Raw genomic sequence first — 20989 nt, forward strand, 5'->3', positions numbered from 1 at the left:
TTAAACATTAAAACTGAATATGGCTACTACAGATATAAAAACATTTTGGGAACTAAAAAAAGCAGGCTACCAGCCTAAAAAGATAAAAGATGAACTGCGCGACAACCTGCGCAAAAAAATTACCAAAGGGCAAACCGTTTTTGAAGGTGTGCACGGTTATGAAAACACCGTTATACCAGAGCTGGAACGTGCCATACTAAGCCGCCACAACATCAACCTGCTGGGGCTTCGTGGGCAGGCGAAGACAAGGCTTGCACGGCTTATGGTTAATTTGCTTGATGAGTATATTCCCGTAGTGGAGGGCAGCGAGATTAACGACGACCCATTTAACCCCATGTCGCGCTATGCAAAAGACCTGATTGCCGAAAAAGGCGATGACACTCCCATAAGCTGGCTGCACCGCAACGACCGCTTTTATGAAAAGCTGGCTACGCCCGATGTTACCGTGGCCGACCTTATAGGCGATATAGACCCTATTAAGGCTGCAAACCTAAAGCTTTCGTATGCTGATGACCGTGTAATACATTTCGGGATGATTCCGAGGGCTAACCGCTGCATTTTTGTAATTAACGAACTTCCGGATTTACAGGCACGCATACAGGTGGCCCTGTTTAACATCCTTCAGGAAGGCGATATACAAATACGTGGGTTTAAGCTGCGCCTGCCGCTCGACCTGCAATTTGTGTTTACCGCAAACCCGGAGGATTATACCAACCGTGGCAGTATTGTTACGCCGCTAAAAGACAGGATAGGCAGCCAGATATTAACGCACTATCCTGAAACCATTGAAATTGCACGTACCATTACGCAGCAGGAAGCCAACCAGGACGGCCGCCAGGAAGAAATTTACGTGCCCACACTGGCTAAAGACCTGCTGGAACAGATTGCCTTTGAAGCCCGCAACAGCGAGTTTGTAGATTACAAAAGCGGGGTGAGCGCCCGTATGAGCATCACAGCCTTTGAAAACTTATTAAGTACCGCTGAACGCCGTGGGCTAAGGGCGGGTCAGGAAAAGACATCTATACGCCTGAGTGATTTTATGGGCATTATACCTGCCATTACCGGTAAAGTGGAATTGGTGTATGAAGGGGAACAGGAGGGAGCTGCTGCCGTAGCAGAAATATTGATGGGCAGCGCCGTTAAAACGCTGTTTACAGAATATTTCCCTAAGATAGAAAAGCTACAGAAAGCCAAAGATAAAGACGAATACCAGGATGTGGTAGACTGGTTTTTTAACGAAAGCGGCCTTGAGATAAACGACGATGCTACCGACAGGGAATACCAAAAACAGCTGGACAGCATTATACCCCTTAAGCAGCTGGTGCAAAAATACCAGCCGGGCACGCCAAAAGAGGATGTTTACTTTATGAAAGAGTTTATTTTATGGGGCCTTTCAGAATATAAAAAGCTTAGTAAAGACAGGTATAGCGAGGGTTACCAGTTTAAAGACCCTTTTGGAAGCTACATTAGTAAACTGTAATTTTTTGTTTTTCAAATTATTAATTTTTCCCTTACAGAAAGCGGATTAAAAAATTGTTAAAAAATTTTGAAATTCAATATTTATTACGTTATATTTGCTTGTTGATTTTTTGGGGGCATTAAATCACGACTTATCCTTCCTGAGACACGTTTTCTCAGGAGGGATTTTCTTTTTAAGGATATTTATAACTCTTATGTAAATAGGTAAGAAGAGATATAAACAAAACAGGCAACGTTTATAACGTTGCCTGTTTTGTTTTATGCTAAAATGATTGTCTTAAAACGGATAGCCTATAGCCAGGTTGTACACAATGTTTTCCCTGCGCCAGGTTTTGGTGCTAAAATCAATTTCGTCAAATACCCAGCGGTTGCCTTCTTCGCGCCACGGCTTGCGCACCGGGAATGCCACATCCAGCCTTAGTACCAAAAAGTCGAGGTCGAGCCTTAAGCCTACGCCGGTGCCCACAGCAAGCTCACTCAAAAACTTATCACTTATTTGTGCGCCCGGCCTGGCGGGGTCTTCATTCCACAGCCAGATGTTACCGGCATCTACAAACACGGCTCCGTGTATAAAGTTGTACAGCTGCGCCCGGTATTCGGTATTCAGCTCCAGCTTAATATCGCCACTCTGGTCGGGCAAAAAGCTGTTTTCGCTATAACCCTCCTCATTCCTGAAATCATACGAACCCGGGCCTATACTGCGCGCCCTGAATGCCCTTATACTGTTAGTACCGCCTATAAAAAACTGGCGCAGGTAGGGCAGGGCGGTAGAGTTGCCCCAGGGCATACCCACACCTATATTAACACGGCTGGCTAAAGACGAGCCTTCTCCCAGTTTAAGGTAATGCCTAAAATCGTGCTCCATTTTTACAAACTGGCTAAACTGTACATTAAGCAACGTTTTGGGGTCGCCACCTTTTGCATCGGCGCCCATAATAAGCCCTGTAAGGTTACCGGCGAGGTCAAGCGAGCCTTTGTAGTAAAAGGTATGTTTCCTGCGCTTTTCCATAGTATTGGTAAACGTATAGGAGTAGGTAGGGCCAAAAATCAACTGCTTTTCTATAACGCGTTGCAGCGCCACGTTAGGTTCTAAAGTATCGTTTCCGTAGGCCATATCAAGATACTCCCTTGTAACGTTTGCCGGGTTTACATAGTTAATATCGCCCACGTTTAGCTGGTGCTCGCTGTGGCGGTTGTCTTTCCACAGGTAACCAAACTGCGCACGGAACGAGTTTAGCGCATACAGTTTTATGCGCTTTTGGTATTCGTAGCTAATGGTGGCCTTGGTGCGCGGCACATAAGCGCTGGAATCGGCAATGTGTATGGGCGATATAAAACGCGGCCATATAAGGCTGGTTTCGCCACCCACACGGTAAATGTTATAGCCCTTATTTTGCCCGGATACCTGTACTTCAAGCCCGCCAAATACTGTTGCGGTAAGCTGTTCGGCTCCTTTAAAGGCGTTGCGGTGCATCCAGTTTACATTGGCCTCAGAGCCATTATAGTTGGCCGAGTTGGTTTTGCCCAAAATTTCAAAGCGCAATGATTTTTTAGGCATGGGCGTAAAGTAATAGTAAGCATCGAGCCCGTTTTTAACCGAGTCAGACGGGTAGAACTCATTTTTTACAAACTTAAACGTGCCGAGGTTTACAAGCCTGTTTAACGAAAGATTGTGGTCTCGGCGGTTATAGATATCCCCCTTGTGGAAAAACAGTGTCCTGTCGTATATAATGGGCCTGAACGTGCGTGCTGAGTCTATTATCTTAAAGTCTTTATAATAGGTGACAGAGCCTTCGGGGTACTGTATGCTGTCCTGCCCGTTTTTAAGGGAATAGTTGGGGTAAATAACAATGTTGTTTATGGTATATACCTGCCTGGCTTTTTCGGGCGTTTCAGGTTTTACAATAACGCGCAGGTCTACCTGGTAGTTGCCTACGGTGCTGTCTACACGCACCAGCAGGTAATCAGGGTTGAAGTAAAAGTAGCCCTGGTTTTTTAGGCGCTGGTCTATGCGGTCGCGTTCATCTTTAATCACGCCAAGGTCATAAGGCTCGCCCTTGCGCAGCAGGCTGCGGCGTTTTGTGCGGTTTATAACACTGTCTAACGGGCTGGCGGTAGAATCAGGAAAAATAACCTTACGGATGGTGTATTGCCTGCCCGGCGAAAGGGTATACATAGCCTTTGACCTCCTGTTTTTTGAAACCGAATCGGCACTGGTGCGGGCTTTGTAATAGCCTTTGTTTTCGGCATAGTTTTGAATTACATCGGCATTATAATCAAGGTCTACCTGGCTGAAAAGCACCGGTGGTTCGCCCACCTTATTGCGCAGCCAGTGGCGGAAACCACTGTCTTTAGTGGGCTCTCCGGCTATGTTGTACATATACAGCTTAAACTTAAGCCCCAAAAAGCTGCGGTTAGGGCGGGGGCGCAGCAGGGCTTCCATTTCTTTTTCCATGGTTTTGCGCTGCTTTTTGGCAAGGGTAGAATCCTGCACGGTAACCTCGCCGCCTACGTACAGCATATCGCCTTCGGGCAGGTATTTAGTATTGCTGCACCCATAGCCTATAAGCAGCAATAGCAATAGGGGGAGTAGCTTACTGTTTGTCTTCATCGTTTGTGCTGTTTGGCGGTAGGTCATCCTGTGTTTGTTTCTTTTCTTTCTCTTCTTTTTTCTTTGCTTCTTCTTCGGCTTCGCGCTCTTTCCTTTCTGCTTTTTCGCGGGCTTTGCGTTCGCGTTCGCGCTGCAGTTGCTCGCGTTCTTCCTGCGAACGGTGGAACAGCTCACGGAACTTGTTGTAATCCATGGTTATTACAAAGGCCACACCGGTTTCTATAACCTGCCCCTGAAGCGCCACCTGGTATTCGTTAGTACGGTAGGCGCGCACGGCATAACGGCCATCCTGCGTTAGCATATAATCAACCGAAACGTCACCTGCAATATTAGTGGCATCCTGGTTGGTTTGCTGCGGGCCTTCAAGGCCAAAGCTGCTGCCCACGCTTACCTTAAGCCTATCGTTCATAAGCCTTTTACTTACACCCACATTTAGGTCGGTGCGCTGTTCGGCCTGGCCGGTGGTATAATCTTCGGTAGACTCAAGGTCGAAATTAAGCTCTACACCACTGATGAGGTCGGCCGCAAGGTTGTTAAGCTGCTGGCTTAATATTTTGCTCACACTCTGGCGGGCAAGGGCTTCGCCGCTCTGGCCGCCTGCCTCGCTGGCAAACGGGTTTTCGCCAATAAAACGGTTAAGCAGCAGGAGTGCAAACACCTGTTTGTTGAGCTCGCTGGGCTGCTGGCGCAACTGGTCGAGCTTGGCCTTGGTGGTATTGGTTACCTCTGTAGATACCATATAATTGCCCTCGGGTATCTGGATATCAAAAGACAGCTCAGGCCTTAGCAGTTCGCCCTTCATCATAAGGATGGTGTTAAACGGAATACGCTGCTTAAATATGTTGGGGTTATTGCCTGTATAGGTGCTGTTTACCAAATCAATAGGCGGGGCTTCGGTTTGGTATATTGCGGTAATATCAATAGTAGCATCTGTAGGTTCGCCGGTCCATAAAATGTAGCTGCCCTCTTCAATATCAAACTTGCGTTTCAGGAAGTTAAAGGTCATTTGGTATGAGCCTTCGCTAAACTCATAGCGGCCGGTAAGGGTGGTTTTACCACTCTGGTCTATACCGCCGGTAAGCTGCGCCTCGCCCTTAAGCTGCAAAAAGTCGCCGTTGCCCTTGTCTATAATAAGGTTGAGCTCAGCCTCCTTAACAATCTCAATATTAACCGAAACATCCATACCCTTAAACTGGGTGCTGTTTACTGTTTCTTCAATTTTAAGGCGCTGCTGCATTTCTGCATTGTCTTCGTCTATAAACTCCACTACGCCTTCGCGGTCGGCAATGCCGGGATCCTGTTGGGGCAGTACTACGGTAAACTTTGTGTCTTCATTAATGCGCAGGTCGCCGTCTACCACGGGGTTGTTCATATCGCCCTTAAGGTTGATATCGGCATCAATAAACAGGTCGCCATAATAAAAGTCATTATCGGTAGCCTTGCTGTTTACCGCACGGAAGTTCTCGGCAGTAACGTTCATGTCAAACCCAAACTGGGTGTAATCAGTAGTGCTGACGGTGCCGTCTATGGTAAGCAGGTTGTTTTTTTCGTCCTGCACCTTAAAGTTATCCATAACAATACCCGTTTCGGTAAAGCTAATGTTGTCGTTTATTTCTTTAAAGTAGGAGTTAAGCTGCGTTACACGGAAGCCTACATCGTTAAACTTAAGGTTGCCCAAAACACTTGGATCTGTAGTAGTGCCGGTTACATCAAAATTACCGTTTATAAAGCCTTTGCCGTCTTTAAGCGCACCCATAGTAAGGGCCTGAACACTGGCAATGTTAAGCTTTTGCAGGTCTACCTTCATGTCAAAACTGCTGCCGGCGGTGTTGTAAGTGCCGTCTACATTAAGCTGGTTGCCGTTGCCCGTAACCTCTACATTTGCAGTAAAGGTGTCGGCTACTTCGTTATTTACTTTTATTTTAATGTTGCCCACTGTATCTTTCGCTACAGCAAAATCAGTAATGTTTATATCTGATGTAAATACCGGCGATGCAGTAAGGTCGCGCACATTAGCTGTGCCGTTTATGGTACCCTTAAACTGCTGCTCGTCTTTTTGAATCATGCCCGTAATAGTCTCAATCTTAAAGTTGTCGAGCTCTACATTAAGCGGGGCGTTAGGTGTTTCCGACTCGCTTTGCAGCTTTATGGAGCCGCCGTCGTGGCTTATATCAAAATCATTGGCATACAGCCCGTCTTTACCAAAGCGGATGAGGTTGCCCTGTGCCACCGTCCATTCTTCGTAGTTAAGCATAAGGCCATCTGGGTTTAGCGAAAGCTCTGTAGCGCCTTCTTTAGCTTCAAGCTGGCCGGCAATGCGGTATTGTTCTGCCTTTTTGCGGTCGTCTATCTGAAGGTCATACGACACGATATTGTATTTAACATCGCCGCTAAGGGTGGTGTTTGCAATGCTGAATGCGCTGCTTTCCACACCGTCTACCTTTACCTGGTACACCAACGCCGTATCGCGTGCTTCGGCCATAAGGGTAACGCCCGATATGATGTTTTCGCCATATACAAGCCTTGGCACGGCACCGTTAAGGATAAGGGTATCGGTTTGCGAATCGTATTTTCCGCTTAGGGTAATGGGCTCCAAACGGGTTATTTGCGGCATTAGCTTGTACAGTACCGGGTCGTTATCTATACGCACATCAAACACCACATTTTGCCGGCTTATGGTGCCTACAGTATCTACCGGGCCTATATTGTAATATTTAGATATGGTGCGGGTTATGGCAGTAGGCAGCTGTGTGATTTTGTACTTGCCCACTGCACTTGCGTGAAGTATTTGCGACTTAACGCGTATGGCCGTGGTATCTGCCGAGGTGCGCGCCGTAATGTTAACCGAATCGAGCGCAAACTCTTCTTCGCCATTGGCAAACATAAAGTGGTGCAGGCTTACAATACCGTTAAGGTTATCGGGGTTAGAATCGTCTATGGCGGCATCTACATTTCCGCGGAGCTTAAGCGGCCCGGCGTGCAGGTTAAGCTTGTCGAGGTCGGCAATATCTACATTAAGGTGTACTTTTCCTTTGGGGAATTTGCCGTCAAAACCGCCTTTGGCATCCAGCTGAAAGTCGAGGTTAGGGTCGTCCATGGCGGCTACCACATCAAAATTGCCGTTGTTTATGGCGCCTTTTAGCGTAAGGTCTTTGTACACATAGCTGTTAAACTCGCCGCTTACCAGCCTGCCGTCTATGGTGGCATTAGCGGTTTGAGGGTCGAGCCCCGTGCCTTTTACTTTCGCTTTAAGCGTAAACTTACCCAGCGAATCGTTTTTAAGCAGGGCGCCCACGTTAAAGTTGGCAATATCCACATCGGCATCATAGCGTTCGCGGCCTTTACGGCTTTGGTCAAACAAGGCTTTTATACGGGCGTTGCCGTAGCTGGTATTCAGGTTTACGTTAGTATTAAAATTGGTAAGCGTACCCTTAAACGTACCTTTAAAAGCTATGCTTGCCGGAATTTGCAGGTTGGCAGGCAGTGTACCCGCCGGTACAAACGTATTGATATCTTTAGCCGTGGTGCGGAAATTGCGCACGTTAAGGTCAAGGTAGGCTGTGTTAACATCCGGCAGGCCCTTAATGCGGCCGCTGGCAGCCACCACGGTATTGCCTATGCCGTGCAGCTCAAGGTTGGCTATATAAATATCGCTCACTTTGCCCTCTACCACACTACTTATATATAGTGTACCGTTAGGGTTACCCTTAAACGGAGGGGTGTCGGCCAGGGTGGGTACAAACAGCAGCACATCGGCAAAGCCCAGTTTAGAGCCCTGCAACGCTGCATCTACACTAAGGCTGCCAATATCTTTAGTAAGGGCATCCATAGAAGGGTAGGCCACAGCAATGCGGTCTTTTATGAGGGTATTGGGTGTTTGTACATACAAATCTTCAAGCTTTGCGCCGGTAGGGGTATAGCTGAATTTTGTGCGCAGCTCCTGCAAATCAAGCCCGCTTTTGTCTTTAACGGTCAGTTTGCCAATGTTGCCCGAAATGCCCTCCGACCCATAAGCAATACCCTGTGCGGCAAGGTTAAAGCCTGTAATTTCAAGGTGCTTGTAATCCATGCCTTTGGCTACGGGGGCGCTGTTTTGATCGTCAAACTTAAAGGCTACATTGGTAATATCTGCCTTGTTGAGGGTAAACTTCCACTGTGCCTGCTCAACCGCTGCGGTTTCTTCTGGCAGGGCCTGTTGCACCTGTTTTTCAAATTTACCAAATGCCAGCTGGCCGTTAAGCCCGTCGAGCGTAATGCTTTTGAGTTCAATAAGCTGGGTTTTAAGGTCTATGTTGTCAATATCAACATCAAGCTTTTTAAGGGTAAGGCCGGTATCAAGGCGGCTGCCTTTGTTGTCATACGCAATATCAATATCGGCCAAGGCAATGGTGCCCAGCTTCAGTTTCAGGTCGGGTTGCTTGCTGGCTTCCTCGGCTGCCTTTTGCGTGGTTTCGGCAATTTCATCTACCATATCCTGCTTAAAGCGCACCTTAACACCATTAAGGTTAATTTTTGGTATTTCAAACGCCATGCTATCCAGGTCAAACTCTGTTATTTTGGTATCAAAATGCTTCAGGCTGGCAGTAAGGTAGTTTTTAGTAAGGTCGTCGTTATAGCCCACCTTAATGCGGTCGAGGTTTATTTTACGGATGGAAAACTTCATGGGCTCGCCCGTGGTATCTTTGGGTTCGCCGCTGTCAAACGCCTTTATGATATAATCAAAGTTAAACACGCCCTCTTTAGTGCGTGATATGTTTCCGGTAATGCCCTCCAGGTCAATGGAGTTGATTTCCACTTCATTGCTCAGCAGCTTAAACAGGCTAATGTCTACGGCAAGACGCTCGCCGGCCAGCAGGGTATCGCCTTTCTGGCTTTCAAAATATACCCCTTTGACTATTACCTTTTTAGGCAGGCCAATTTCAATACGGTCGATGTTTACATCGGTACCAATCTTTTTTTCGAGGTAGGCCACGGCCTTATCTTTAACCTTGTTCTGCACCCACGGAATTTGCAATAGCAGTACTATGAGCAGGAACAGCGCAACGATGCTGCCCACTGTCCAGAGGAAGATTTTTAATGCCTTGCGGAGGTATTTTTTTGCCTTTGAGTCTTTCTTATTCATGTGATTTAAAAATAACTATTATTAACACAGCAGGCTTTTAAAGTTTTGCTAAAAAATCTTACAAGATTTTGTTAACAAAAGTAGTTGGTTTGTAAGGTAACGATTACTGTTTTGCAGGTAATGAGCCTGTTATACCGTATTTATAAAATTACTATCTTTGCCCCAGTAGTAACGAATACCCCTACCGATGAGAATAACTGAGTAAACCGATGGTGTAACGCCATCTACATTCGAACCCCGAATTTTTTGGTTAAACCAATGCCAACCCTTATTGGCTAAAACTCAGTTATTATGTGATTTCCCGCTTTTTACCAGCCAGGACTGCTGCCGGTTATCCGTGCGGCCCAATTGCATTTATTCATCATTTAAACGTTACAGTATGGGTACAATCTCATCATTATCATATACACATCCGGATAAGGATGTGCTTTTCAGCAACATTAGTTTCAACATACAACCGCACCAAAAAGCAGCTATAGTAGGCAGGAACGGCGCGGGAAAATCAACCTTGCTGCAAATTATTGCCGGGGAGCTACAGGCGTCTTCAGGGAGCGTGGCTATAAACGGGCTGTTGTATTATGTGCCGCAGCACACCGGGCAGTTTAACAACCAAACCGTAGCACAGGCGCTTGGCGCGGAAGCTAAACTTAATGCCCTGCACGCTATTTTAGGTGGTGATGCCAGCCCGCAACATTTTACAACCCTTAACGACGAATGGGATATTGAAGAACGCATACAGGCGGCATTGGCTCACTGGCAGCTTGGGCATATAACGCCACAGCAAAACCTGCAACTGCTGAGCGGCGGCGAGAAAACCCGGGTTTTTATGGCGGGGATTACCCTGGCCAAACCTGATGTGCTGCTGCTGGACGAGCCTACCAACCATATGGATATAGCGGGGCGCGAATTGCTGTACCGTTTTGTAGCCGAAACAAAGGCCACGGTGCTTATGGTAAGCCACGATATTAACCTGCTTCGCCTGGCAGGTGTTACCCTTGAGCTAAACAGCAATGGCATGAGCGCTTATGGCGGCAATTATGATTTTTATAAAGCACAGAAGGACATTGAGGCAGGGGCGCTGGAACTAAAATTAGACGACAGCCGTAAACAGCTGAAGCAGGCGCAGCAAAAAGCCCGCGAAACCGAAGAAAAGCGCAACAGGCAGGAGGCCAGGGGAGCAGCTGCCGGTGATAAAGGATTGCCACGTATACTTGCCGGAAGGAGGAAGAGCCAGGCAGAACAAAGCACCGCACGCCTTAAGGATGTGCATAACGAAAAGATAGACGGCCTGCAGGGCGATGTGGCCGCACTGCGCAGCCGGGTAGAACGGCACAAGGCGCTAAGGTTTGATTTTGGGATGCCTGTGCTGCACAAAGGCAAGGTATTGGCAGAGGCCAAAGCCATTAATGTAGAGTATAATAATGCGCCGCTGTGGCATGAGGGGCTTAGCTTTACACTACTTTCGGGAGACAGGGTGTATATTAAAGGAGGTAATGGGGCGGGCAAGACCACATTGCTTAAACTGCTGATGCAACAACTACAGCCCACAGCCGGCAGCCTGTATGTGGCAGAATTGAACTGCCTTTACCTTGACCAGGAGTATGCCCTGATTAATAACAGCCTGACTGTATTTGAGCAGGCAGGGCAGTATAACCACTTAAACCTGCCGGAGCATGAGGTAAGGATGCAGCTGCACAATCATGGGTTGCCCCGTGAGGTGTGGGATAAACCCTGTAGTGTGCTGAGTGGCGGGCAGCGCATGAAGCTTATTTTTTGCTGCCTTTACCTTGGCAAAAATGCACCTGATATGCTGGTGCTGGATGAGCCCACCAACAACCTTGACATTGCAAGCCAGGAGGTGCTTATTGATGCCGTAAAAAATTATAAGGGCACACTTGTGGTGGTTTCGCACGATAAAAATTTTACCGATGCCATTGCTCTTGATAAAATAATTGAGCTATAGTTTTTATAGATGTGAAATATATAACTAAGAGATTTTGATTATAAAAAAACGGCCCTGCAAAATTTTATGCAGGCCGTTTTTATTTTGTGATGTTGGATTTTAAACTTTCGACTCTTATAATCGATTTCAAACTCCGAAAGTGAAATATTAAGCACTTTTTAGACTTAACTTGTGAGTCATTTCTGTAAAAATAAAAATGATTTTCATCTTCAAAAACGGGATAAAAATCATAGTATTGTCCATACATTGCTATTTGCAGTCTACCTTGCTAAGTACCTGCTCGCTCAGTTTAGACTTGTCTTTATAGTACCAAATGCCATCTTTACCTTCGGCCATTTCGCCAGATTTGACTGATAACGTATTGTCTTTCAAGGTGAAAAGAACTTCCTCCTTGTAATTCATACCCTCAGCCTGGGAGTTTGCAATGGCACGGCCTTCGCCACCTTTGATTTCGCCTTTAAAAGTGGCTATTTTCTTGTCTTTTTCGGCAGGTTTCCAGTGGTAAATACCCCAAATACTGTCGCCATCGCGTTTCTCGATGTTAAATATAATGCTGTCGCTCAGGGTTTTGCGGTCGCCATAATCGGCTTTTCCGGTTGTTACCTGAAGGTAACATTGTTTGCCAAAAACCTCTTTATTTTCAGCCGCGGGTATAGTATCCTGAACGGTATCTCCCACAGATACAGCATCTTTCTTCTCGCGATTGTTGCAGCCTGTCAGTAATAATCCGGCAGCCGCTATTATAAGTAAACGGTTCATAATCAGCTATTTTGTTTGATTTATACTACTAATGTAGCCCATATTAAACAAATAAAGAACCCTGTTAAGGGTTCTTTATGATATTAAGAAGCTAAGTGACTAATAATCATCGTCTTCATCGTCCTCATCTTCGTCTTCATCCTTTTTCTTACGGCGTTTTTTGCTGCCATAGTCTTCATCATCGTCGTCGCCATCTTCATCATCATAGTCTTCATCGTCGTCGTCGCCATCCTCATCGTCTTCATCCTCATCATCATTGGCACTCCTGCGCGGCGACTCTTTTTTAGGCGTATCGTCGTCATCATCCTCATTATCAGCCATATCAAGGTCTTTAAGTGCGCCAAGATCATCGCCAGATGTACTGTCTACATCATCATCATCGTCATAATTTTCTATCCTGTCGGCAAGCTTGGTGCTTACCTTAACAAGATAAATAGTGTCTTCTGTCCTTACTTCAACGGCCTCAATGGTCTCATTTTTAGCGTTTTTAAAGCGGACAATGTCAGAATCATCATACCCGTCCGGAAATTTTTCCACCAGCAGGGTAAGGATTTCATTAGTTAACTTGGCGTAATCAACAATAACTCTTTTCATCAGGAAATTATAAATCTAATAGATAAGCAAATATAAGAGGTGCAACGATTGTAGCATCACTTTCTATGATAAATTTTGGTGTATTTATGTCGAGTTTGCCCCATGTAATCTTCTCATTTGGCACAGCACCCGAGTAAGAACCGTAGCTGGTTGTAGAGTCTGATATCTGGCAAAAATAGCTCCAGAACGGCACATCGTGCATTTCCATATCCTGGTAAAGCATTGGCACTACGCAGATTGGGAAATCGCCCGCAATACCACCACCTATCTGGAAGAAGCCCACGCCGTTGCTGCTGTTTTTAGTGTACCAGTCTGCAAGGAAGGTCATGTACTCAATACCGCTTTTCATGGTGCTGGCTTTAAGCTCGCCCTTAATTACATAAGAAGCGAAGATGTTGCCCATGGTGCTGTCTTCCCATCCCGGAACGATGATGGGCAGGTTTTTCTCGGCAGCGGCATACATCCAGCTGTCTTTCAGGTCTATTTCATAGTACTCCTCAAGCACGCCGCTTAGCAGCATTTTGTACATAAACTCATGAGGAAAGTAACGTTCGCCTTTATCATCGGCATCTTTCCATATTTTATGGATATGCTTTTGAAGTCTCCTAAAAGCTTCATGCTCAGGTATACAGGTGTCTGTAACGCGGTTAAGGCCACGCTCCAGCAAATCCCATTCCTGCTGCGGAGTAAGGTCGCGGTAATTAGGTACGCGCTCATAGTGGCTGTGTGCCACAAGGTTCATAATATCTTCTTCAAGGTTGGCACCGGTACACGATATAATCTGTACTTTGTCCTGGCGTATCATTTCGGCAAAAATCTTACCCAGTTCGGCGGTACTCATGGCGCCTGCAAGGGTTACCATCATTTTGGCACCGTCCTGCAATTGTTTTTCATAAGCCTTTGCTGCGTCTACAAGTGCTGCTGCGTTAAAGTGCAGGTAGTACTTTTCAACAAACTGGCTAATAGGTCCTTTACTCATTTTATTCGTTTGTTTTTGTTTGCTTGCTATTCTAAAAAGTTTATTTCTTCTCTACATCGTAGCCTAATATCTTAAGCACGTCGTCTGCCTGTTGCATTTCGCTAAACACCTCAGTAGCAAGGAATCCGTTTTCGTCCCTGTCTATCAAAATGTGCTTTGGCTGCGGTATAAGGCAGTGGTGAAGCCCGCCATAGCCACCAATGGTTTCCTGGTAAGCGCCTGTGTTAAAGAAGCCTATGTACAACGGCTTCTCCTTATTATACTTCGGCAGGTATATGGCGTTTAAGTTTTGTTCAGAGTTGTAATAATCGTCGCTGTCGCACGTAAGGCCGCCCAGGAGCACACGCTCATACTGGTCGTTCCAGCGGTTAATGGCCAGCATAATGAAACGCTTGTTAATGGCCCATGTATCAGGCAGGGTAGTGATGAAAGAAGAGTCTATCATATTCCATTTTTCCCTGTCATTTTGTTGCTTTTGGTACAGTACTTTATAGATTGCACCGGCACTTTCGCCCACGGTAAACGAACCAAACTCAGTATAAATGTGTGGTACATCTACCTCAGCTTCTTCGCAGGCAATTTTAATCTGGTTGATGATTTCGTCTATCATGTACTGGTAGTCATACTCAAACGCCAGTGAGTTTTTGATAGGGAAACCACCGCCAATGTTAAGGCTATCAAGGGTAGGGCACTCTTTTTTAAGGCTAACATATACTTTTAAACACTTGGCAAGCTCGTTCCAGTAGTAAGACGTATCGCGAATGCCGGTGTTGATAAAGAAGTGCAGCATTTTAAGCTCCAGGTTCTTGTTTTCCTGTATGGTTTTCCTGTAAAAAGGAACAATGTTTTTATAGCCAATGCCAAGGCGAGATGTATAGAACTCAAACTTAGGTTCTTCTTCAGATGCGATACGGATACCAATCTTGAATTTGCCCTGAATTTGCTCCTGAAGCAGGTCAAGCTCCTCATAGTTATCTATGATAGGGATAGTCCTGCTGTGGCCGCCGTTTATAAGCTTTGCAATATTGCTAATGTACTGGTCGCGCTTAAAGCCGTTGCAAATAACGTAAGTGTTCCTGTTGATTTTGCCTGATTCAAGCAGCTTTTCAACAATATTTACGTCAAATGCGGCAGAGGTTTCAATGTGAATGTTATTCTTGAAAGCCTCATTCATAACATATTCAAAGTGAGAACTCTTGGTGCAGTAGCAGTAAAAATACTTACCTTCATAATCACTTTTTTCCATAGCGTTCCTAAACCATTCTTTGGCTTTGCGGATGTTAGTAGAAATTTGCGGCAGGTACGTAAATTTTAGTGGCGTGCCATATTGCTCAACCAGCTTCATAAGGTCTATATTATGAAACTGTAGCTGGTTGTCTTTATTAAGTGTAAATTCTTCCTGAGGAAAATAAAACGTTTGGTTTATCAGGTCAAAATACTTTGTATTCATTTCAAAAATTTGGAATAATAGATTATAAATATAAGAAAAAACCTAAATTATAACTGATTTTCAAACTCTTAAATTGGCATATCTTATCTGTAGCTTTTCTTTGCCGTTACCGGCCATAAATGCAAGGGAGGTACATAGTAAACTTACTATGCCCGAAACGGGTAACACTACAAGGCCAAACGGCTTGTATTTGCTCATATTTCCCTGCGGGGAAAACCTGTTTTGCTTTCCTTTCATCTGGGCAAATGTAAAAAATAATAGTTCTGATTAAAAAACATTTGTCTTAAAAAAACGTTAGTTTTGGTAGTCTTCAAACGCTTTGAGTATCAATGTGTTTTCAACGGTTTTGTTAATAACTGCCCTGCCGGTAGCCTCCAGTAGCGTAAACCGGATTTCGCCATTTTCATTTTTTTTATCGTGAACCAGCAGTGTATTGATAACATTTATGTCTTCGGGAGTAAACGAAACCGGGGTATAAATACCCGAAATAACCTCTTTTATGTTTATGTATTCGGCCTCAGAAATTAAATCCTGCTGCCAAGAAATGTAGCTTTCCAGCACCATGCCTATGGCAATGGCCTCGCCGTGTAAAAGCGTTTCTTTTTCAGGGTTTTCAAGGCAATAGCTCTCTATGGCATGGCCCAGCGTGTGGCCAAAGTTTAGTATTTTGCGCAGGCCTTTTTCAAAGGGGTCTGCTTTAACCACCTCATTTTTAATTTCAACCGAACGGTATACCAATCCATCCATATCATCGGTAGTAAGGTTGCCAAGGTTGGCAAACTGTTCCCAATAGGCTTTATCGGCAATCAGGCCGTGCTTTAGCATTTCGGCAAGGCCGCTGCGCATTTGGCTTGCGGGCAAAGTTTCAAGAAAAGTGGTATCTACCAGTACTGCAACCGGATTGGTTATTACACCTATCTGGTTTTTTAATACCCCCAGGTCAACACCTGTTTTTCCGCCTACCGATGCATCTACCATAGAAAGCAGGGTAGTAGGCACATTTATAAAATCCATCCCCCTTTTAAAGGTTGAAGCTACAAAGCCACCCAGGTCGGTAACCACGCCGCCGCCCAGGTTTATCAGCAGGCTTTTGCGTTCGGCGCCAAGCTCGGTAAGTGCATGCCAAACCTCGGTACAGGTGGTTATATTTTTATGTTCTTCACCGGCCTCTATTTCAATAATTTCAAATGGCAGGTCGGTAGCCAGGTTGGCTAAAAAGCCTGGCAGGCAGTGGGTTGACGTATTTTCATCGGTAAGGATAAAAATACCGCTGTACTGCCCGCCTGCAAGCAGCTGCTGCAGGTAGGGGTAGCAATCCTGGTTAAAATAAATGCTGTAGCCGGAGCTTTCAATAGGCTGCATGGGCAAAGTTTTAAACAAGTGGCAAAATAAAGTAATTTGCAGCATTAATTATTACATACTCTATATATTTGCACAAATTTTTTTAAGGTAATGGAAAAGATCTTCAACAATACCGCCGCAGCATTTGCATTAAAGAGCGACACCGAGCTTGACAGGGCTTATTTCCTGTTTAAAATGATAGCTTCTGAACCATTGGTTAAGATAGGCACTGCGGTTACTAACTTTGCCCTTAAGGCCCACCTTCCGGTAGAAGGGCTTATCCGCGCTACGGTTTTTGATCATTTTTGCGGAGGTGTTAACGAGCAGGATTGCCTTCCGGTGGTAGACAAGATGTTTACCAAAGGGGTATCATCGGTATTAGATTATTCTGTTGAGGCTAAGGAGAATGAGAATGAGTTTGACAAGGCCCTTGAAATTACCTTAAAAACGGTTGAATTTGCCAAAGAGCGCAAGGCTATACCATTTGCGGTGTTTAAGCCTACGGGTTTTGGCCGTTTTGAGCTATGGCAGAAGCTGGGCGAAGGCAAAAAACTGTCTATGGAAGAAGCTGCCGAGTGGAACAGGGTAGTGGAACGCTTTGAAATTGTATGTAAAACGGCCCATGAAAACGATGTGGCGCTGCTTATAGATGCCGAAGAAAGCTGGATGCAGGATGCGGCTGACGACCTTGTGGCTGATATGATGGCGAAATACAATAAACATAAGGCCATTGTTTTCAATACGTTGCAAATGTACCGTTGGGACAGGCTGGATTACCTTAAAAAACTGCACGAACGTGCCAAAGCTGAAGGTTTTTACATTGGTATGAAGGTGGTTCGCGGTGCCTATATGGAAAAAGAAAACAAACGTGCGGAAGAAAAAGGCTATATCTCTCCTATATGCATCAGTAAGGAGGCAACCGACCTTAATTATAACGAATGTATTGCCTACATGGCCGGCCATATTGATACCATGGCTATTTTTGCCGGTACGCACAACGAAGAAAGCTCATACAAGCTTATGAAAATTATGGCTAAGGCCGGTATTGAGCCGGGTGATAACCGTTTTTGGTTTGGGCAACTTTATGGCATGAGCGATAATATTAGCTTTAACCTTGCGGCAAACGGTTATAACGTAGCCAAGTACCTGCCGTTTGGCCCTGTGCGCGATGTTATGCCTTACCTTATTCGCCGTGCGGAAGAAAATACATCGGTAGCCGGGCAAACCAGCCGCGAGCTTAACCTGCTTAAAACCGAACGTAAACGCAGGAAACTGGAGGAATAATAAAGAGTTATGTATAAAAAGGCAGCAACATATTTCTTTTTGGTTTTATTTGCTGCCTTAGCATTAGCTAACCTTATACCCATTGGCGATTATTCCAGCGGAATGGCTAATGGGCTGTTGATGCTGCTTTTTTCAGCCCTGTTTATTGTTTCATTCCTGATAGTAATTGTCATAAACATTTATAAAAAGACCAGGTTTGATTGGATTCCGGTAGGTATATTTGGTGTTTTTGCACTGTTTTTTACACTTACTATACAATCTGAAGGAGGTAAATTCTGGACATCTGTTGTACTTGAGGCTAATACAGATAATCAGCATAACCCACACGATGGCAGGCTCGTTTTGTATGAAAACCATTCGTTTACAGGTACTGAGGTTTTTACCGATTTTTCTATGAGCTATTCCGGCAACTACAGGATAAATAACGATACGCTTTACCTTGACAGGGAAGACCTGCCTGAAAAAACCGGCGGACTGCTTACTACTAAATATTATATTGACAGTAAGAATAGGCTTATCCCTGCTGATACACTTTACAAGCCGCTTATTATAAAGAAGTAAATTTTAGGATACAGAAGTCTTCAGCGCTTCGTGGCCATTTCTTTTCAGGTTAAACTTTACATAAAGCCTTTTATATATCAAACATTGCGCTTAATTTAAGCCTATGAAATTACAGGAAAAAGGCACCGTTGAAGAAATTACCCTGCATGCCACTACATTAGGCCGTGATAAAACCATTTGGGTGTACCTGCCGTATGATTATGCCAATGCTGCAAAGCATTACCCCGTTATTTATATGCACGACGGGCAGCACGTTTTTAACAGGGCTGATTCGCCTAAACATGACTGGTTTTTAGAAGATAAGCTGAATGTTTTACACAGCGAAGCCATAATTGTGGGCATTGAACACGGAGGCAGCACGCATCGATTAGATGAGCTTACACCTTACAAAAACGAAAAGCACGGTGGCGGCCATGCCGATGATTACCTTGATTTTCTGGTTAATGAGCTGAAACCCTATGTGGACGGCCATTATAAAACCTTAACCGATGCGCCCAATACTACCATTTTTGGAAGCTCTGTAGGTGGGTTGATTTCTTTTTATGCCTTGCTTAAATTTCCTGATGTATACGGTAATGCCGGGGTATTTTCGCCCTCATTCTGGTATAGTGAAGAAATATTTGAACTTATAAAGTCGGTTGATTCAATAAGTGGGCGTATTTACCTTATGGCTGGCGACCACGAGAGCAAAGACATGGTTCCGGATTTAGAGCGCATGGAAAAGCTTATACTTGAAAGGATTGCCAAACCTACACAGTTACACAAGAAAATTGTAGCAGGTGGCCACCATAATGAAAAGCTGTGGCGCCATGAGTTTGCTGATGCTTATAAGTGGTTGATAGGTGTTTATATTTTGTCTGAAGATGAAAGAAAAGCTATAGCAGAGGCCAAAAACGATATTGCTTCAGGAAATACCATATCCAATGAAGACGTCAATCATTTTTTTGATAAGTGGCTTAAAAATGAGAGTTAATTCTGCTGTGCCCTAAATAAAGCCAGTAAAATCTCTGGGTCTATTAACCCGGTAGGAGAACGCTTAATTTCATCGAGCACGCTTTTCATAGCAAACGGGCTCAGCCCCATGTTTATGCCTATTTCGCGAATGGCAACCTGCTCGCTGTCGTGCAAAACACCATCGGCATACATAAGTAAGGCAAGCCTGTAAAATTGCAGTATACGTTCGTGCTCGGTCTTTAAGATTTTCTTTTTTTCAGGATAGGCAAAAAGGCTTTCAAAGGTGGTACGCTCCACACGAAGCTGGGCTGCCACAATACTCAAAAAACGGTATTCGCGCTCGTGCACCTGGCCGTCTATCTGGGCAAACGCAATCATTTCAGACAATAAACTCAGCTTTTCTTCGTATGTATTCATAACACCATCCTTTTTTGGCTAAAATATCTTATTTGATTTAAAAAAGCAAGCTTCTTTTTATGAAACCTTACTTATTGTTTTTTGTATCACTACTATATTTCAATACGTTATGTGCACAGCAACAGCCTGAGCAGCAAAGTACAGCCGGCAAAAATGTAAAAACCTACACACTTTACAGCCCGGAATATGACTTTAGCAAAAGGATATGGGTGTACCTGCCCGAAGAATACGGCAAAAAATCAAGAAAGCATTACCCGGTAATTTACATGGCCGATGGGCAGAATATTTTTGACGCCAAGACCTCGTTTTCGGGTGAGTGGCGGGTTGATGAAACGCTGGACAGCCTGCAGGCAAAAGTTATAATTGTGGCGGTAGAGCACGGTGGCGACGACCGCCTTAACGAATTAACGCCCTATAAAAATGCCCAGTATGGCGGGGGCGGGGTAGACAAGTACCTGGACTTTATTATGTATACCCTAAAACCGCACGTTGACAAAGTATACCGCACAAAACCTGAAAAGGAATATACAGGCATATTTGGAAGTTCGCTGGGCGGGTTAATGGCGTATTATACCATTATAAGTTATCCGGACACTTTTGGTATGGCCGGGGTTTTTTCTCCTGCATTCTGGATTAATCCCGAGGTGTTTGACCTGAACCAGTATGCCGATACTATTAACGCAAAGGTATATTTTATGGCCGGTGATGCCGAAAGTAAGGACATGGTGCCCGATATGCAGCGCATGGTAAAGCTGGCCACTGACAAAGCCCGCGTGCCTGATCTTATTAAAAGCAAAGTAGTACCCGGCGGGCAGCATAATGAAAAGCTGTGGGCACATGAATTTGCCGAAGCCATTTTGTGGCTTACTTCAGAAAAGGAATTAAAGTGATTTGTTGTTAAGCAGTTCCAGCTTTTTCCTGAACATGGGGTCGCCGTTAGAAAGTATACCCAGTTTACTGTGTATGGCTGATTTATACGGTTCCTGTAAAAATACACAGGCTATAAGCACCTCATCTATAATCAGGTTATTGGTAATAATGTGCCCGGCCTTTATAAGGAAATCTATATTATCAAACGTAAGGATATCGTCTATAACCTTAAAAAGTGCGTCGTGGTTAATGCGTCCGCCTGCATTAAGTACCTTACTCTTAATACTTTTGAACATTATGAGGTAAGTGGCCGGGGTTTCGCCGGTTTCCTTGCTTTGGGCAAAAATACGGTGGAAACCTTTGGTAAAATCATAGGCATTGCGTTTGGCTTCATCCCCCAGGATAAGATAGGCCGCGGCTATTTCCTTAAAAAGAGCCTCACTCTCGTCACTGCCGTTGTTCTTGTCGGGGTGGTGCTTTAAAGCAAGCAGCCTGTAGGCCGATTTGATTTCGGCCTGAGAGCAGCCCGGCTGCACACTCAGTATTTTGTAGTAGTCTTTCAGGAAACCGTGTTTTCGCCAAAGATACTTAATAATGTAATATAG

The 20989-nt window shown here is 44.9% G+C and carries 16 protein-coding genes; 6 read left to right on the forward strand and 10 right to left on the reverse strand.

From position 1 onward, the window contains the following. Nucleotides 1-19 precede the first annotated feature (19 nt). Nucleotides 20-1480 carry a hypothetical protein gene (locus AM279_RS02705; RefSeq protein ID WP_054406125.1) on the forward strand — a complete coding sequence of 487 codons (1461 nt, stop codon included), beginning with the start codon at nucleotides 20-22 and terminating at the stop codon, nucleotides 1478-1480. Between the two features lie 276 nt (nucleotides 1481-1756). On the opposite strand, the gene tamL is transcribed toward AM279_RS02705, so the two are convergent. Both tamL and AM279_RS02715 read right to left on the reverse strand, forming a co-directional pair. After that, nucleotides 1757-4090 carry a translocation and assembly module lipoprotein TamL gene (gene tamL, locus AM279_RS02710; RefSeq protein ID WP_082344168.1) on the reverse strand — a complete coding sequence of 778 codons (2334 nt, stop codon included), beginning with the start codon at nucleotides 4088-4090 and terminating at the stop codon, nucleotides 1757-1759. After that, nucleotides 4074-9212, reverse strand: coding sequence for a translocation/assembly module TamB domain-containing protein (locus AM279_RS02715; protein WP_054406127.1), 5139 nt, complete (start codon nucleotides 9210-9212; stop codon nucleotides 4074-4076). The genes tamL and AM279_RS02715 overlap by 17 nt, the downstream gene beginning before the upstream one ends. 379 nt (nucleotides 9213-9591) lie before the next feature. On the opposite strand from AM279_RS02715, the gene AM279_RS02720 reads away from it, so the two are divergent. Further along, nucleotides 9592-11175, forward strand: a complete 1584-nt coding sequence (locus AM279_RS02720; RefSeq protein ID WP_054406128.1) for an ABC-F family ATP-binding cassette domain-containing protein — start codon at nucleotides 9592-9594, stop codon at nucleotides 11173-11175. Nucleotides 11176-11424: 249 nt separating this feature from the next. On the opposite strand, the gene AM279_RS02725 is transcribed toward AM279_RS02720, so the two are convergent. The 6 genes from AM279_RS02725 to aroB form a co-directional block, all read right to left on the reverse strand. Then, on the reverse strand, nucleotides 11425-11934 hold the full coding sequence (locus AM279_RS02725) for a hypothetical protein (protein WP_054406129.1): 510 nt from the start codon (nucleotides 11932-11934) through the stop codon (nucleotides 11425-11427). Between the two features lie 99 nt (nucleotides 11935-12033). Beyond that, nucleotides 12034-12528: a hypothetical protein gene (locus AM279_RS20760; protein WP_054406130.1), complete on the reverse strand. Its 495-nt coding sequence runs from the start codon at nucleotides 12526-12528 to the stop codon at nucleotides 12034-12036. 7 nt (nucleotides 12529-12535) lie between these two features. Continuing rightward, nucleotides 12536-13507: a deoxyhypusine synthase family protein gene (locus AM279_RS02735; RefSeq protein ID WP_054406131.1), complete on the reverse strand. Its 972-nt coding sequence runs from the start codon at nucleotides 13505-13507 to the stop codon at nucleotides 12536-12538. Nucleotides 13508-13547: 40 nt separating this feature from the next. Next, nucleotides 13548-14957, reverse strand: a complete 1410-nt coding sequence (locus tag AM279_RS02740; protein WP_054406132.1) for an arginine decarboxylase — start codon at nucleotides 14955-14957, stop codon at nucleotides 13548-13550. Nucleotides 14958-15017: 60 nt separating this feature from the next. Then, nucleotides 15018-15194 (reverse strand): hypothetical protein, encoded by a 177-nt coding sequence (locus AM279_RS20580; RefSeq protein ID WP_160316419.1) that lies wholly within the window; start codon nucleotides 15192-15194, stop codon nucleotides 15018-15020. A gap of 57 nt (nucleotides 15195-15251) precedes the next feature. Beyond that, nucleotides 15252-16319, reverse strand: coding sequence for a 3-dehydroquinate synthase (aroB, locus tag AM279_RS02745; RefSeq protein WP_054410078.1), 1068 nt, complete (start codon nucleotides 16317-16319; stop codon nucleotides 15252-15254). A 90-nt stretch (nucleotides 16320-16409) separates the two neighbouring features. Here aroB and AM279_RS02750 point away from each other — a divergent pair, with 90 nt between their 5' ends. The 3 genes from AM279_RS02750 to AM279_RS02760 all read left to right on the forward strand — a co-directional run bounded on the left by AM279_RS02750 (nucleotide 16410) and on the right by AM279_RS02760 (nucleotide 19116). After that, a complete protein-coding gene (locus AM279_RS02750) occupies nucleotides 16410-17582 on the forward strand; it encodes a proline dehydrogenase family protein (protein WP_054406133.1) in 1173 nt (390 codons plus the stop codon). Nucleotides 17583-17591: 9 nt separating this feature from the next. Then, nucleotides 17592-18143, forward strand: a complete 552-nt coding sequence (locus AM279_RS02755; RefSeq protein ID WP_054406134.1) for a hypothetical protein — start codon at nucleotides 17592-17594, stop codon at nucleotides 18141-18143. Nucleotides 18144-18246: 103 nt separating this feature from the next. Next, nucleotides 18247-19116 carry an alpha/beta hydrolase gene (locus AM279_RS02760; protein WP_074961539.1) on the forward strand — a complete coding sequence of 290 codons (870 nt, stop codon included), beginning with the start codon at nucleotides 18247-18249 and terminating at the stop codon, nucleotides 19114-19116. On the opposite strand, the gene AM279_RS02765 is transcribed toward AM279_RS02760, so the two are convergent. Then, nucleotides 19113-19514 carry an excinuclease ABC subunit B gene (locus AM279_RS02765; protein WP_054406135.1) on the reverse strand — a complete coding sequence of 134 codons (402 nt, stop codon included), beginning with the start codon at nucleotides 19512-19514 and terminating at the stop codon, nucleotides 19113-19115. The two genes, AM279_RS02760 and AM279_RS02765, sit on opposite strands and share 4 nt — an antisense overlap. 59 nt (nucleotides 19515-19573) lie before the next feature. On the opposite strand from AM279_RS02765, the gene AM279_RS02770 reads away from it, so the two are divergent. After that, nucleotides 19574-20404: an alpha/beta hydrolase gene (locus tag AM279_RS02770; RefSeq protein WP_074961537.1), complete on the forward strand. Its 831-nt coding sequence runs from the start codon at nucleotides 19574-19576 to the stop codon at nucleotides 20402-20404. Here AM279_RS02770 and AM279_RS02775 read toward each other — a convergent pair. Continuing rightward, nucleotides 20396-20980, reverse strand: a complete 585-nt coding sequence (locus AM279_RS02775) for a J domain-containing protein (protein ID WP_316948723.1) — start codon at nucleotides 20978-20980, stop codon at nucleotides 20396-20398. The two genes, AM279_RS02770 and AM279_RS02775, sit on opposite strands and share 9 nt — an antisense overlap. Nucleotides 20981-20989 lie beyond the last annotated feature (9 nt).

The organism is Flavobacterium akiainvivens, assembly GCF_001278115.1.
In the GTDB taxonomy this organism is placed as follows: domain Bacteria; phylum Bacteroidota; class Bacteroidia; order Flavobacteriales; family Flavobacteriaceae; genus Flavobacterium; species Flavobacterium akiainvivens.

What these genes read in the sequence shown, in the direction of transcription:
- AM279_RS02770 (WP_074961537.1), top strand. Translation starts at nt 19,574, where the DNA reads ATGAAACCTTACTTATTGTTTTTTGTATCACTACTATATTTCAATACG.
- AM279_RS02755 (WP_054406134.1), top strand. Translation starts at nt 17,592, where the DNA reads ATGTATAAAAAGGCAGCAACATATTTCTTTTTGGTTTTATTTGCTGCC.
- AM279_RS02740 (WP_054406132.1), bottom strand. Translation starts at nt 14,957, where the DNA reads ATGAATACAAAGTATTTTGACCTGATAAACCAAACGTTTTATTTTCCT.
- AM279_RS02760 (WP_074961539.1), top strand. Translation starts at nt 18,247, where the DNA reads ATGAAATTACAGGAAAAAGGCACCGTTGAAGAAATTACCCTGCATGCC.
- aroB (WP_054410078.1), bottom strand. Translation starts at nt 16,319, where the DNA reads ATGCAGCCTATTGAAAGCTCCGGCTACAGCATTTATTTTAACCAGGAT.
- AM279_RS02705 (WP_054406125.1), top strand. Translation starts at nt 20, where the DNA reads ATGGCTACTACAGATATAAAAACATTTTGGGAACTAAAAAAAGCAGGC.
- AM279_RS02715 (WP_054406127.1), bottom strand. Translation starts at nt 9,212, where the DNA reads ATGAATAAGAAAGACTCAAAGGCAAAAAAATACCTCCGCAAGGCATTA.
- AM279_RS02720 (WP_054406128.1), top strand. Translation starts at nt 9,592, where the DNA reads ATGGGTACAATCTCATCATTATCATATACACATCCGGATAAGGATGTG.
- AM279_RS02765 (WP_054406135.1), bottom strand. Translation starts at nt 19,514, where the DNA reads ATGAATACATACGAAGAAAAGCTGAGTTTATTGTCTGAAATGATTGCG.
- AM279_RS20580 (WP_160316419.1), bottom strand. Translation starts at nt 15,194, where the DNA reads ATGAAAGGAAAGCAAAACAGGTTTTCCCCGCAGGGAAATATGAGCAAA.
- AM279_RS02750 (WP_054406133.1), top strand. Translation starts at nt 16,410, where the DNA reads ATGGAAAAGATCTTCAACAATACCGCCGCAGCATTTGCATTAAAGAGC.
- AM279_RS02725 (WP_054406129.1), bottom strand. Translation starts at nt 11,934, where the DNA reads ATGAACCGTTTACTTATAATAGCGGCTGCCGGATTATTACTGACAGGC.
- AM279_RS02735 (WP_054406131.1), bottom strand. Translation starts at nt 13,507, where the DNA reads ATGAGTAAAGGACCTATTAGCCAGTTTGTTGAAAAGTACTACCTGCAC.
- tamL (WP_082344168.1), bottom strand. Translation starts at nt 4,090, where the DNA reads ATGAAGACAAACAGTAAGCTACTCCCCCTATTGCTATTGCTGCTTATA.
- AM279_RS20760 (WP_054406130.1), bottom strand. Translation starts at nt 12,528, where the DNA reads ATGAAAAGAGTTATTGTTGATTACGCCAAGTTAACTAATGAAATCCTT.